The following is a 12367-nucleotide window of genomic DNA, read 5'->3' as shown; positions in this document are numbered from 1 at the left end:
CGGTTATTTCAAGGAGATCACCATGTCTGGCTTCAAGAACTTCCTGCTTCGCGGCAACCTGATCGAGCTCGCGGTGGCCTTCATCATGGCCACGGCGTTCGCCAAGGTGGTCACCGAGTTCACCGCGCTCGTGATGAGCCTGATCGGCAAGGCGGGCGGCCAGCCCGACTTCAGCAAGGTCACCCTGGGTGGTGTCAACGTCGGTCTGTTCATCAACGCGCTGGTCGCGTTCGTGATCATCGCCGCGGTCGTCTACTTCTTCATCGTGGTGCCCTACACGAAGGCGAAGGCGCGCTTCTTCCCGGAGGAGGCCGCCGGCCCGACCGAGGTCGAGCTCCTCACCCAGATCCGCGACTCGCTCGCCAAGTGATCTGACGCAGCACCTCGTCTCGAGGCCCGTCTCCCAGGAGGGAGGCGGGCCTCGCGCGTTCCTCTAGAATGTGCGCACCATGCCGACCTATCAGTACGCCTGCACCGCGTGCGGCCACACCTTCGAGCAGTTCCAGAGCTTCAGCGAGGACGCGCTGACCGTCTGCCCCGAGTGCGACGGCAAGCTGCGCAAGGTCTTCAGTGCTGCCGGTGTCCACTTCAAGGGCTCCGGCTTCTACCGCACCGACTCGCGGTCCAGCTCCTCCTCTGCCAGCTCCTCGTCCTCGACGTCCAGCTCCTCCTCGAGCTGAGACGGGCCTCGTGCCGCGCTGAGACGGGGCTTGTGCCCGGCACAAGCGCCGTCTCGCGGCGGCACAGGCCCCGTCTCGGCGAAGGAGGCGGTCAGAAGCGGGTCACGCCGGAGGGGGTCGCTGCCGCTGCCACGGGTACGTCGTGCGGCTCGGACGGCACGCTCGCCAGCAGCTCGCCGTCGTGGAGCAGCGCGCAGACGAACGCATCCGGCGCCGAGCGGTTGAGGGCGCGGTCGTACGAGCCGCCTCCCTTGCCCATGCGGGCGCCGTCGGCGCCCACCGCGAGGCCGGGGACGAGGAGCACCTCGGCGGTGGCGATCGCCTCGCGACCCAGGCGCGGGCCGGTCGGCTCGAGGAGCCCGCGACGTGCGGCCGCGAGCTCGTCGACCGCGGTGAGCACGGCCCAGTCCAGGTCGTTGTCCGGCAGCAGCACGGGGAGCAGCACGCGCTTGCCTGCGTGGAGGAGCCCCTCGAGCAGTGCGCCGGTGCCCGGCTCGGAGCCCACGGAGACGTACGCCGCGACCGTGGCCGCCCGGCGTACCTCCGGCATCTCGAGGACGACGGCCGCCAGTGACCGCCCCGCGGCGCCGAGCGTGGCGACGTCCAGCGACCGGCGCGCCGCGAGAAGTTGGTCACGCAGGGCCTGCTTGGCGACCGTGGCAGCGGGCTCCGACATGTGGCCAGCCTACGAGGGGTGGCCCGGCCGGGCCCCGAGCCCCCTACCATCACCCGCATGGCAACCGACGCGCTCGCCGCTGCCCGCGACAAGATGGCCCAGGCCGGGGTCGACCCGGTCGCGATCGAGGTGTTCACCCACTTCTTCCACCAGCTGGAGGAGGGGGCGACCGGGATGATCCCGGAGTCCACGATCGAGCCCCACGACATGGACGCCCTGGCGGACGTGCACGTGCCCGACGACGTCGCGGCCGAGGCGATCCGGCACACGGCGGTGATCAAGCTCAACGGCGGCCTCGGCACGTCCATGGGCATGGACCGCGCCAAGTCGCTCCTCTGTGTGCGCAAGGGGCTCAGCTTCCTCGACGTGATCGCCCGCCAGGTGCTCCACCTGCGCCAGCAGTACGACGCGACGCTGCCGCTGCTCTTCATGAACAGCTTCCGCACCAGCGCCGACACGATGGACGCCCTGGCGCGCTACACGGACCTGCCGGTCGACGGCCTGCCGCTGGAGTTCCTCCAGAACAAGGAGCCCAAGCTCCTCGTCGACTCGCTGCACCCCGCCACCTGGGAGAAGGACCCGACCCTCGAGTGGTGTCCGCCCGGACACGGTGACATCTACACCGCACTCGTCGGCACCGGCATCCTCGACCGTCTGATCGAGGCCGGGTACCGGCATGTCTTCGTGTCCAACTCGGACAACCTCGGCGCCGTTCCCGACGCCCGCGTCGCCGGCTGGTTCGCCCAGTCGGGCGCGCCGTTCGCGATCGAGGCCGTGCGGCGTACGCCGAGCGACCGCAAGGGCGGCCACTTCGCCCGCCGCATCGCTGACGGACGGATCGTGCTCCGCGAGTCGGCGCAGACGCTGGACTCCGACAAGGACGCCCTCGCGGACCTCAGCCGGCACCGCTACATGTCGACCAACAACCTCTGGTTCGACCTCGCCGCGATGAAGGTCGCGCTCGCCGAGCGCGACGGCGTCCTCGGACTGCCGCTGATCCGCAACGAGAAGACGGTCGACCCGGGCGACCCCACGTCGCCCAAGGTGATCCAGATCGAGAGCGCGATGGGCGCGGCGATCGAGATCTTCGAGGGCGCGACGACGATCGAGGTCGGTCGCGACCGGTTCGTGCCGGTGAAGACGACCGACGACCTGCTCGTCCTGCGGTCGGATGTCTACGCTCTCGGTGACGACTACGTGCTCGACCAGGCGGCGGACACGGTGCCGTTCGTGGCGCTCGACGGCGCGGTCTACAAGCTGGTCGGCGACTTCGACCAGCGGTTCCCGGACGGCGCCCCGTCGCTGCGGGAGGCGACGAGCTTCACGGTAGACGGTGACTGGACCTTCGAGCGCGGGGTGGAGGTGAAGGGCGCGGTGACCCTGACCCGGCAGCCGGCCGCCCAGCGCGTACCTGCCCACACGATTCTCGCGGAGGACTGACCCTTGGGTGACCACGGACGACCGACGACGCCGGTCGACGCGCACCTCGCACGGATCGTCGACGCCGTGCAGCCGCTTGCGCCCGCGGTCCTCCCGCTCAGCGAGGCACTGGGGCTCGTCGCCGCCGCGGACGTGGTCGCCCGGCTGCCCCTCCCCGCCTTCGACAACTCCGGCATGGACGGGTACGCCGTCCACCAGCGCGACTGCGTCGGCGCGACCGCCGAGTCGCCGGTGCACCTGCCCGTCGTCGGTGGCATCGGCGCCGGTGCCGCGGCCACCGAGGAGCTCGCGCCGGGCACGGCGGTGAAGATCATGACCGGTGCGCCGGTGCCTCCTGGTGCCACGGCGGTGGTGCCGTATGAGTGGACCGACCGCGGCGCCCACGAGGTGCAGGTCAACCAGCCGCCCGTGCCGGGCCAGCACATCCGGCGCGCCGGCGACGACGTGGAGGAGGGCGACCTGCTGGTCTCGGCCGGCACGGTGCTCGGCCCGCGTCACCTCGGGCTCCTCGCGGGTGCGGGGGAGGGCCGGGTCTCCGTGCGTCCCCGGCCGCGGGTCGTGATCGTGTCGACGGGCAGCGAGCTCCGCGAGCCGGGGCAGCCGCTCGGCCCGGGCCAGATCCACGACGCGAACTCCACCCTGCTCGCGTCCTCCGCACGTGCGGCCGGCGCCTCGGCGTTCCGGGTGGGGTCGGTCTCCGACGATCCCGGCACCTTCCTGGAGACGCTCCAGGACCAGATCTCGCGCGCCGACGTCATCGTCACGAGCGGTGGTGTCAGCCAGGGCGACTTCGACGTCGTGAAGGCGGCGCTGAAGGACCGGCTGTGGTTCGGGGACGTCGCGATGCAGCCGGGCAAGCCGCAGGGCTTCGGCACGGTCGACGGCGTCCCGGTCTTCACGCTGCCGGGCAACCCGGTGTCGGCGTACCTGTCGTTCCAGCTCTTCGTCGTGCCGGCGCTGCGCAAGCTGCAGGGCCGCAGCCGGCTGGTGCACCCCCTGCGCGAGGCGCGGTGCAGCAAGGGCTTCGGCTCCCCGGTCGGCAAGCGCCAGTTCGTCCGTGCGGCGTACGACGCGGGGCTGGCCGCTCCCGTCGGTGGCCACGGCTCGCACCTGCTGGGGGACCTCGCAGCCGCGAACGCCCTCATCGTCGTCCCGGAGGAGACGGCCGAGGTGAGCGCGGGCGATACGGTGCAGGTCCTGTTGCTGGACGAGGAGTACTGATGGCACCCGAGGGCGAGGCCGCACGGCTCACCCACGTCGACGCGTCGGGCGCTGCCCGCATGGTCGACGTCTCGGCGAAGGACGTCACCACCCGGGTCGCGACGGCCTCCGGCCGGGTGATGGTCTCGGCCCAGGTGGTCGGCCTGCTGCGCGGTGAGGGCGTGCCCAAGGGCGACGCGCTCGCTGTCGCTCGGATCGCGGGGATCATGGGCGCGAAGCGCACGCCGGACCTGATCCCGCTGTGCCACCCCCTCGCTGTCTCCGGCGTGAAGGTCGAGCTGGCCGTGACCGACGAGGCGGTGGAGATCACCGCGGTGGTGAAGACCACGGACCGCACCGGGGTGGAGATGGAGGCGCTCACGGCTGTGTCCGTCGCCGCCCTCACGGTCGTCGACATGGTCAAGGCCGTCGACAAGGCCGCCGTCATCACCGACATCCGGGTCGACACCAAGTCCGGCGGCACGTCGGGGGACTGGTCCCGGTGATCGCCGGCGTCGTCATCGCCTCCAACCGGGCCTCGGCAGGCGTCTACGAGGACGAGACCGGCCCGGTGATCGCGGCCTGGCTGCGTGAGCGGGGCTTCGAGCCCACCGTGGTCGTGGTCCCCGACGGTGATCCGGTCGCGGAGGCGATCCGCGCTGCGCTGGCCGCCGGTGCCCGGGTCGTGCTGACCTCCGGAGGCACCGGTCTCACGCCCACGGACCGCACCCCCGAAGCCACTCGCCCGCTCCTGGACCGCGAGGTCCCGGGCATCGCCGAGGCGATCCGGCTCCGCGGAGTCCAGGCGGGCCTCCCGACCGCTGCGCTCTCGCGTGGGCTGGCCGGGGTCGCCGGCGACTGCCTGGTCGTCAACCTGCCCGGCAGCAAGGGCGGCGTGAAGGACGGTCTCGCCACGCTCGACGGGATGCTGCTCCACGCCGTCGAGCAGATCCCCGGCAGCGACCACCCGCAGGCCGGCTGACGTCGCGATGAGCTGGCCCGTCACCCTTCGCCACGGCGACGTGACGCTGCGTCCGCTCGTGCTCGGGGACAATCGGGCATGGAGCGAGCTGCGCGCGGCCAACCGTGACTGGCTGCGCCCGTGGGAGGCGACCATGCCGCCGGGCGGTGGGGGACGGGCCACGTCGTTCCGTGGGCTGGTCCGCCGTCTCACCCGCATGGCGCGGGACGGCCAGGCGATGCCGTTCGCGATCGAGGTCGACGGGGAGTTCGCCGGCCAGGTCACGGTGAACAACATCGTGCGCGGCTCGGCGCTCTTCGCCTCGGTCGGCTACTGGATCGGCCAGGAGTACGCCGGCCGCGGCATCACGCCGCTGGCCGTCGCCCTTGCCGTCGACCACTGCTTCCGGGTCGAGGGGCTGCACCGGATCGAGGTCGCGATCCGTCCGGAGAACTCGAACTCGCTCCGCGTCGTGGAGAAGCTCGGCATCCCGCGATGCGGCTACGCCCCGCGCTACCTCCACATCAACGGCGACTGGCGTGACCACGTGCTCTTCGGGATCACCGCCGAGGAGTGCCCGGAAGGGCTCGTCGCCCGGCTTCTGGGCGGGGAATCCCACTCGTCACACGAGTGATTTCCCGACACACCTATGGACTTGCGTCTCATCCTGCGCTAACGCTCCTAACCTCGGAGCGTGGACGTCACCTCTCTGATCTTCGTGGCCCTGGCTGTGGCCTGGGCCGTCTATCTCGTGCCCAAGGCGCTGCAGCACACCGACGACGCGTCGGTGAGCCACTCCGTCGAGCGTTTCTCGTCCGCGCTGCGCGTCCTCGCCCGTCGCGAGGAGGCCGCTGCTCCGGAGGCCGCGCCCGCTGCGCCCGCCACGCCCACGCGCCGTCCGTCGGCCGCGCAGATCCGTGCCCGTCGCGAGGCGGCTCGTCGTGCGGCGCAGCGTCGTCGCCGCGTGCTGGGCACGCTGCTGGTCCTCAACCTCCTGGTCGCGCTGCCGGCCGTCCTCGGCCTCATCGGCTGGGTCTGGCAGGCCGCGCCGGCGACGCTGCTCGTCGCCTGGCTGGTCGCCTGCCGCCTGATGGTCCGCTCGGAGCAGGCCGCCCGGGCCGAGGTCTGGGCGCCCACCCGCGTCCGCATGCCGCGCCGCGTCGAGGAGTCCCCGGTCACTGCTTCCCCGGCTGACCAGGACTCCGACGTGCCCGCCGAGACGCTGGTCGAGCGCAACGACCAGGGCTTCGACGAGGTCGGCTCCGAGGCCGACACGACCACCATCGCGGCGGTCAAGGAGGACCTCTGGAGCCCGGTGCCGATCACGCTCCCGACGTACGTCACCAAGGAGCCGGCGGCCCGGCGCACCGTGCGCACGATCGACCTCTCCTCGCCCGGCGTGACCACGTCAGGTCGCACCGAGGAGGACGCCGCGATCGCCCGCGAGGCCGACGAGGCCGAGCGCGCGTCGAAGCTGTCGGCGCTCGCGCGGTCGATCCGCAAGAGCTCCTGATCCAGGCTGCCGGAGACCGCACCCGATTTTCGACGTTCACGCCCCGGGTGCTATGTTTTCGCACGCAACACGCGCAAGCGTGAGGCGGCTGGGGGTATGGCGCAGCTGGTAGCGCGCCTCGTTCGCATCGAGGAGGCCAGGGGTTCGAGTCCCCTTACCTCCACCAGCCTGAAGGCCCGGTCCACACGGACCGGGCCTTCTGCCGTTCCCGGGTGCTCCGGCTCAGCTGCCCGGCAGGTCGGTCAGCTCGTCGAGCGGGACGCCCTCGTAGGTCCTCGGCTTGCCGTTGCCGCCCTCGCGCCCCGCCGGCTCGTCCATCCGGGTCGCGGTCAGGTCACGGGGCACCAGGCGGAAGCCCTGCCAGTGCAGCTCCATGGGCGACTGGTCCTCGTCGCGCGGCACGTGGTGGAAGCCGACCGCCACCCAGGAGACCGGGTCGGTCAGCGGCGCCGCATCGGACGCGACGTAGTCCGGCACGCCGTCGCCGCAGCTCTGGTCGTTGCCGGTGGCGAAGACCTGGCAGGCGTCGAAGTTCGTGAAGGCCACGTCGTAACCGTGCCGGGCCCCGTGCTCGCGGTCCTCGTCGAGCTCGAACGGGTCGGTCGCGCCGAGGTCGATCTCGTAGGAGACCGGGTGCCCGTCGGCGTTCGTCGTGCGCGGAGCGAGAACGCGCCACCAGCGCCGGCTGACCCGTTCGGCCTCCGTCGCGTGGGCCAGGTGGGTGAGGCGGCCGTCGATGAGGGGGGCCTTCGGTCCGCGGCGGCCGGTCGGGGCCGCGTCGTACTGCTCGACGGCGAGCGGGCCGCCACCGAGGGCCCAGTGGATGCGCCAGACGGCGTTGTGGGAGTGCGAGGCGGCACGGTCGTGGGTGCCGCCGCCGACGGCGGAGCCCCGGGCCGCGTCGTCGGTGTAGTCGACGGGGGAGAGGTCGCCGGTGGCCCCGAGGTCGGGCACGATCGAGCCGTCGGCGCCGAAGGTGTAGCGGCTGACGTACTCGTACCAGCCGACCTTGGAGACGGTCGAGAGGGTCCACTGGTCCTTGCGGGCGGCGACCACCTCGCCGTTCGCCGCCGACCGGTAGGCGAGCCCGCCGTCGCTCACCTCGCTGCAGAGGACCTTCCGGGTCGGGATGTCGCCGAACGTCGACCCGTCGCCGATGGTGGGGACCGGCAGGGCGACCAGCTCGCCTGCGCACTCCTCGGTGCCGAGGTCCTGCATCTTGACGCCGCCGAAGCCTGCGCTGGTGATGTCCTCGGTGAGCCGGGTGCCGGTGTCGTAGGGCACCTCCAGCTGGGCGAGCGAGATGTCGTGCGCGATGGTCAGCGCCTTCGCGCCGGGAGCAGCGAGCGACACGTCGCTGAGGACCATGCCGCGCTTGGAGTCGACGTGGAGGCACAGCGTCCACGTGGCGCCGCTGGACATCGTCCGGGTCAGCCCGACGGCGCCCTCGGCACAGTGCAGTCGGGTGGTGACGGCGGTGCCGGAACCGCCGAGCGAGCCGGCCGCGGCAGTGGCGCCGGCGCCGGGCGACCCGGCGGCGTCACCGCCGCACGAGGCGAGGCACGGCGCGAGGGGGAGCAGGGCGACGAGTGCCACGATGAGGCGACGCATGGGCTGACCTTAGGGGGCGGGGCGGGCAGGGGACATGCACAGGGGCCACCACCACCGATGTGGTCGTGGCCCCTGCGCGCCGCTCAGTGCGACAGCACGCCGTCGCAGCGTGTGGTCACGCCCGAGTTGCCGAGGCCGACACGCGGCCCGGAGCTGCTGCGGGCGAGCGCGATGCTGAACGCCGACAGCTTGAGGCCCGAGAGGCGGCGGGTGCCGTCACTCGCCGTGCAGTACGACGGGCGCTGGCTGTTGACCTGCAGCGAGACGACCTGGGAGAGGGCCTGCAGGAACGGGTCGATCGCGTCGCGGACCGGGATGGTGATCATGCCCGTCTTCAGGTCGGCGATCGCGAGCCCGTAGAGGTTGGCGCCGTCGTCGCCGAGCAGGAAGTCGCGCACCGGGACGAGCAGCTGGTTGGCCAGCGGCGCCACCACGGTGTTGATCGCCGTGGTCAGCAGGGTGCACATCACCGGGCCGCCGACGCCGGTCGCGACGCAGGTGGCCGGCTTCACCTGCGGGGTCATCAGGTTGGTGCTCCAGGTCGCCGTGCCGGTCCCGAGGGCGGACTTGAGCGTGGCGGTGAAGTCGACGGTCACCGAGGCGAGGGCGCCGTCGATCGCGCCGACGGCGATCGTGGTGACCTCGTCGATCAGGTCGTGGATCGTCTCGGCGATCATCGGGTAGATCTCGTCGTCGATGATCTCGGTGTTGGGCTGCTGGCGGTTGATGCCCGTCAGGTCCCCCTCGCGCACGTACTGGCCCGGGAGCAGGGGGCCGTCGACCCACTCCTCGCCGTGCATGAGCTGGTCGAGGTGGAGGGTGGCGCGTCCGGTGGAGAAGTCGACCGTCAGCACCTTGTTCTTCGTCGTGACCGGCTTGGCGAGGATGTCGCGGAAGATCTGGTCCTGCATGTCGGAGTGGACGCGGGCGGTCAGCGAGGCCCCCGCGGGCAGCTTGCTGGTCAGCGTGGTCAGGGACAGCATCTTGTTGACGGTGTCCTCGGTGAGGCGGTCCGCACGCCCGACCGCGTCGTAGATCATCGCAGCGGCCTCGTCGATCTTCGGCGAGTGCAGCTCGAGGTCGGCCTGGCCGACGCGGTACCGGCCGGGGCCGCCGACGCCGTCCTGGTCGAGGATCACGCCGTCGTGGGCGACCACCTGCGAGCCGCCGATGCCCAGGCGCAGCAGGGCCTGGTCGACGAGGGAGTCGGAGAGGTCGGCGCCGCCCTTGCGCATCGCGGCGAGCAGGTCGACCGTGGCGGGGGCGAAGCCGCCCTCGGCCGAGTCGAGGGTGACCTGGCCGTCGGAGCCGACCAGCCCCGAGATGGCGGTGCCGTCGACCGGGCTGGTCGTGGTGGAGACCGACTTCATGGCACCGGCCTGGCCGAAGGCGATGACGTCACTGAAGGGCAGCGTCGTCACGGGACCGCTGCTGTTGGGCCCGGGGTCGGTGTCCCAGGTGGCCTCGGAGTATCCGGCGGCGGTGCTGCCGTCGCCGAGGACGCTGGCGGAGGCGTGCGCCGTGTCGCCCTCGGTGTCGGCGCTCGCCGCTCCGGCCGGAAGGGCCGAGCAGGCGAAGGTGGTGATGGTGACGGCGCAGACGGCGAGGGTACGCCGCCCGAGGTTGCTGCCCTGAGAACTGCCCCATTCAGCTCGACGGAACATCAGCTCTACCTTTCCTCGATTCATGGATGAGAAAAGGACGCATTCGGCCAGGTTGGGTGACCCGAATTCCCCCACGTCCGGGGAAACTCAATCGACGGTCTGGACCACCTGTCAATGAAAAAGAAAAAGGATTGTTCTTTTCCGATTCCGGTCTCGTGACGGTGTGTTTTCTGCTAGTCGACCGTGCTGCTCAGTCCTCGGCGGGAGGCTGGAACTCGCCGGTCAGCTCGGAGATCAGGTCGCTGTGCTGGATCTCCTGCTCGAGGGCTCCGCTGAGGTCGGCTGCGATGGCGGCGGGCTCGACGGAGGACTGCGGCGCGACCGAGGACCACGAGGACTCGACCGCCTTGAGGACGTCGATGGTGCGCGCCGCGAGGACGGCCGGCTTCGAGAGCTCACGCTTGACGTACTTGGCGACGAACCGCTGCAGCTCGGTGTCGACACCGACGACGCGGTTGAGCAGCGATGCCCGCAGGCCCTCTGCCCGCAGCTTCACGCGGACCTGGTTGGGCAGCGGCGGCGCGACGTCGATGAAGATCTTGAGCTCCTCGATCGCCAGCGCGGTGAGGATCAGCGGCACCTCGAGCTCGGCCTGGAAGCGGTGACGGTCCAGCTGGAGGTGGACCTCGAAGGTGAGCTCGACCGGCAGCGTCACCCGGTAGGCGATCGCGTCGCCGGCGATCGGGCGGGCGGTCGCGGCCCCGATCTGGCCCTTCGCGGTGACCTTCGCGAGCTTGCCCGGGCCGACTCCGAGCGGTCCGACGTCGATCGGCTGGCCGGCCAGGGTGTTGACGCCGGCGAGGATCCGCTCCTCGGTGACGGCGAGCGCGAAGAAGCGCCGGCCGAACTCCTCGTAGGGAAACTGCTCCGCGTGCTCCATGGGCCGACCATAGGGCATCGCGGGCTGTGCGTAGGCCGCTATGCAGGACCCTTGCGCGGGGCCGTGCGGCTCAGATCCATCTGCTGAACCACATGCGGGCCTGCCACTCGCGAAGCGTCAGCAGGTCGCCGGTCAGGACCGGCCAGAACCACGCGAAGGCGGCGATCACGAGCACGAGGAAGGTGCCGCCCACGATGGTCCCCGTCGTACGCCGCCGGGAGGGGCCGCGGTCGGGCCCGAGCAGCTCGCCCAGCAGCAGGACGAGCGAGAGGACCAGGAACGGCGTGAACGCCGACGCGTAGAAGCTGAAGATCGGTCGGGCGTCGTTCAGCTGCCACGGCAGCCAGGTCGAGGCGACGCCGACGACCGCGATCCCGTGCCGCCAGTCGCGCCGGCCGGCCCAGAGGATCACCGAGCCGATCAGCGCGAGTGCGCCGGCCCACCAGAGCACGGGGTTGCCCAGGATCAGCACCTCGCGGATGCAGTGGCTGTCGGCTGCCGCGTCGCACCCGTGTGTGCCGGGCTTGATGTCGTTGGTGACCGAGGCCGAGACGGGTCGGCTCATCAGGATCCAGCCGCCCGGGTCGGAGGCGTAGGTGTGGGTGCTGCAGTTCAGGAACGTCGTGTGGAAGCGGTAGACGTCCTGGTGGTAGAGCCACAGCGAGTGAAGGGACTGGGCGACCTCGCCCAGCCCCGAGGCGTCCTTCGCCTTCGCGGTCGACCAGACGCGGCTGTCGTCGTACCGCACGTCCTTGAGCTCGGCCTTGTCGCCCTCGCCGGTGCAGGTGCCGTCCCAGCTGACGTAGCGGTGGTATTGCGTGGCGGAGAGGTTCTCCTCGAAGGTGTGGGCGTGGACGAGCCAGCCGGTCCAGCTCGCGACGTAGACGACGAGGGCGACCACGACCAGGTGGACGAACGCGCCGATGCCGTCGAGGAACGCCGACTTCAGCAGCGCCAGCCGCGTACCGGTGGCGCGTCGTGCGCCGGCCGACCAGACCCAGACCAGCAGGCCGAACGCCGCGAGCGGCCAGACGGCGGTCCACTTGGTGCCGCAGGCGAGACCGAAGCTGACCCCCGCAGCGAGCAGCCAGGGGCGGAACAGCACGCGCATCCGGCCCGCGGCCATCACCCGCGCGCGGAACCACTGCCGGTCGGCCACCACGCAGTGGACGGCGAGCAGCAGGAAGAACGCCAGGAAGATGTCCAGCAGCGCCAGCCGCGAGAGCACCAGCTGCATGCCGTCGAAGCAGAGCAGCAGGCCGGCCAGGACGCCGAGCAGGGTGGAGCCGGTCAGGCGCCGGGCCAGGCGGACCATCACCAGCACCATCAGCGACCCGACGACCGCCGAGGCGACCCGCCAGCCGAAGGGGTCCATGCCGAACGCCTTCTCGCCCAGCGCGATCAGCCACTTGCCCACGTCGGGGTGCACGACCATCTCGGGGCCGCTGGAGAACTGGTCCATCGTGTGCCCGGCGAGGATCTTCGCGTCGGCTCCGTCGGCGTAGTTGCGCGCGTAGCCGAAGTGGAGCATCGACCAGGCGTCCTTGGCGTAGTACGTCTCGTCGAAGGCGAACTCGCGGGGGGTGCCGAGGTGCCACAGGCGCAGGAAGAGCGCCAGTGCGAAGACGCCCAGGCTCGCTGCCCACCCGGCCAGGCGCCCCTCGGGGTACGACGCGTGGCGGCCGCGCTCGGCGGCGGAGGGGAACGGCGTGGGCACGGCGTCACCCTAGTCGGGCGCCTCG

General features: G+C 71.4%; 13 protein-coding genes and 1 tRNA gene. 9 read left to right on the top strand and 5 right to left on the bottom strand.

What is annotated here, in order from left to right:
* Window positions 1–22 precede the first annotated feature (22 nt).
* On the top strand, window positions 23–370 hold the full coding sequence (locus tag Q5722_RS04855) for an MscL family protein (protein WP_305027083.1): 348 nt from the start codon (window positions 23–25) through the stop codon (window positions 368–370).
* Between the two features lie 79 nt (window positions 371–449).
* Entirely contained in the window at window positions 450–680 is a 231-nt protein-coding gene (locus Q5722_RS04850; RefSeq protein ID WP_305027082.1) for an FmdB family zinc ribbon protein, read from the top strand.
* Between the two features lie 91 nt (window positions 681–771).
* Here Q5722_RS04850 and Q5722_RS04845 read toward each other — a convergent pair whose 3' ends face one another.
* Window positions 772–1356 carry a 5-formyltetrahydrofolate cyclo-ligase gene (locus Q5722_RS04845; protein ID WP_305027081.1) on the bottom strand — a complete coding sequence of 195 codons (585 nt, stop codon included), beginning with the start codon at window positions 1354–1356 and terminating at the stop codon, window positions 772–774.
* Window positions 1357–1413: 57 nt separating this feature from the next.
* Here Q5722_RS04845 and Q5722_RS04840 point away from each other — a divergent pair, with 57 nt between their 5' ends.
* The 7 genes from Q5722_RS04840 to Q5722_RS04810 all read left to right on the top strand — a co-directional run bounded on the left by Q5722_RS04840 (window position 1414) and on the right by Q5722_RS04810 (window position 6636).
* A complete protein-coding gene (locus tag Q5722_RS04840; protein ID WP_305027080.1) occupies window positions 1414–2796 on the top strand; it encodes a UTP--glucose-1-phosphate uridylyltransferase in 1383 nt (460 codons plus the stop codon).
* A gap of 3 nt (window positions 2797–2799) precedes the next feature.
* Window positions 2800–4017, top strand: a complete 1218-nt coding sequence (glp, locus tag Q5722_RS04835) for a molybdotransferase-like divisome protein Glp (RefSeq protein ID WP_305027079.1) — start codon at window positions 2800–2802, stop codon at window positions 4015–4017.
* Window positions 4017–4502 (top strand): cyclic pyranopterin monophosphate synthase MoaC, encoded by a 486-nt coding sequence (gene moaC, locus Q5722_RS04830; protein WP_305027078.1) that lies wholly within the window; start codon window positions 4017–4019, stop codon window positions 4500–4502. The genes glp and moaC overlap by 1 nt, the downstream gene beginning before the upstream one ends.
* Complete coding sequence (locus Q5722_RS04825; RefSeq protein WP_305027077.1) at window positions 4499–4978, top strand: MogA/MoaB family molybdenum cofactor biosynthesis protein; 480 nt, start codon at window positions 4499–4501, stop codon at window positions 4976–4978. Before moaC ends, Q5722_RS04825 begins: the two co-directional genes overlap by 4 nt.
* 7 nt (window positions 4979–4985) lie before the next feature.
* Window positions 4986–5591, top strand: a complete 606-nt coding sequence (locus Q5722_RS04820) for a GNAT family N-acetyltransferase (RefSeq protein WP_305027076.1) — start codon at window positions 4986–4988, stop codon at window positions 5589–5591.
* A gap of 60 nt (window positions 5592–5651) precedes the next feature.
* Window positions 5652–6470: a divisome protein SepX/GlpR gene (sepX, locus tag Q5722_RS04815; protein WP_305027075.1), complete on the top strand. Its 819-nt coding sequence runs from the start codon at window positions 5652–5654 to the stop codon at window positions 6468–6470.
* 90 nt (window positions 6471–6560) lie between these two features.
* Window positions 6561–6636: transfer RNA gene (locus Q5722_RS04810), tRNA-Ala, on the top strand.
* Window positions 6637–6692: 56 nt separating this feature from the next.
* Here the strand turns inward: Q5722_RS04810 and Q5722_RS04805 are convergent.
* The 4 genes from Q5722_RS04805 to Q5722_RS04790 form a co-directional block, all read right to left on the bottom strand.
* Window positions 6693–8081, bottom strand: a complete 1389-nt coding sequence (locus Q5722_RS04805) for a copper amine oxidase (protein WP_305027074.1) — start codon at window positions 8079–8081, stop codon at window positions 6693–6695.
* 83 nt (window positions 8082–8164) lie between these two features.
* Window positions 8165–9745, bottom strand: coding sequence for a choice-of-anchor G family protein (locus Q5722_RS04800; protein WP_305027073.1), 1581 nt, complete (start codon window positions 9743–9745; stop codon window positions 8165–8167).
* A 190-nt stretch (window positions 9746–9935) separates the two neighbouring features.
* Window positions 9936–10625, bottom strand: coding sequence for a hypothetical protein (locus tag Q5722_RS04795; protein WP_305027072.1), 690 nt, complete (start codon window positions 10623–10625; stop codon window positions 9936–9938).
* A 70-nt stretch (window positions 10626–10695) separates the two neighbouring features.
* Window positions 10696–12342: a dolichyl-phosphate-mannose--protein mannosyltransferase gene (locus Q5722_RS04790; RefSeq protein ID WP_305027071.1), complete on the bottom strand. Its 1647-nt coding sequence runs from the start codon at window positions 12340–12342 to the stop codon at window positions 10696–10698.
* Window positions 12343–12367 lie beyond the last annotated feature (25 nt).

Origin of the sequence: Nocardioides jiangxiensis (genome assembly GCF_030580915.1) — a bacterium.
Taxonomy (GTDB): Bacteria; Actinomycetota; Actinomycetes; order Propionibacteriales; family Nocardioidaceae; genus Nocardioides; species Nocardioides jiangxiensis.
This window is presented reverse-complemented; position numbering and strand designations above follow the sequence as displayed.

Coding starts and splice junctions, on each gene's coding strand:
- Q5722_RS04855 (WP_305027083.1), top strand. CDS start 23: ATGTCTGGCTTCAAGAACTTCCTGCTTCGCGGCAACCTGATCGAGCTC.
- Q5722_RS04850 (WP_305027082.1), top strand. CDS start 450: ATGCCGACCTATCAGTACGCCTGCACCGCGTGCGGCCACACCTTCGAG.
- Q5722_RS04845 (WP_305027081.1), bottom strand. CDS start 1,356: ATGTCGGAGCCCGCTGCCACGGTCGCCAAGCAGGCCCTGCGTGACCAA.
- Q5722_RS04840 (WP_305027080.1), top strand. CDS start 1,414: ATGGCAACCGACGCGCTCGCCGCTGCCCGCGACAAGATGGCCCAGGCC.
- moaC (WP_305027078.1), top strand. CDS start 4,017: ATGGCACCCGAGGGCGAGGCCGCACGGCTCACCCACGTCGACGCGTCG.
- Q5722_RS04820 (WP_305027076.1), top strand. CDS start 4,986: ATGAGCTGGCCCGTCACCCTTCGCCACGGCGACGTGACGCTGCGTCCG.
- Q5722_RS04805 (WP_305027074.1), bottom strand. CDS start 8,081: ATGCGTCGCCTCATCGTGGCACTCGTCGCCCTGCTCCCCCTCGCGCCG.
- Q5722_RS04800 (WP_305027073.1), bottom strand. CDS start 9,745: ATGTTCCGTCGAGCTGAATGGGGCAGTTCTCAGGGCAGCAACCTCGGG.
- Q5722_RS04795 (WP_305027072.1), bottom strand. CDS start 10,625: ATGGAGCACGCGGAGCAGTTTCCCTACGAGGAGTTCGGCCGGCGCTTC.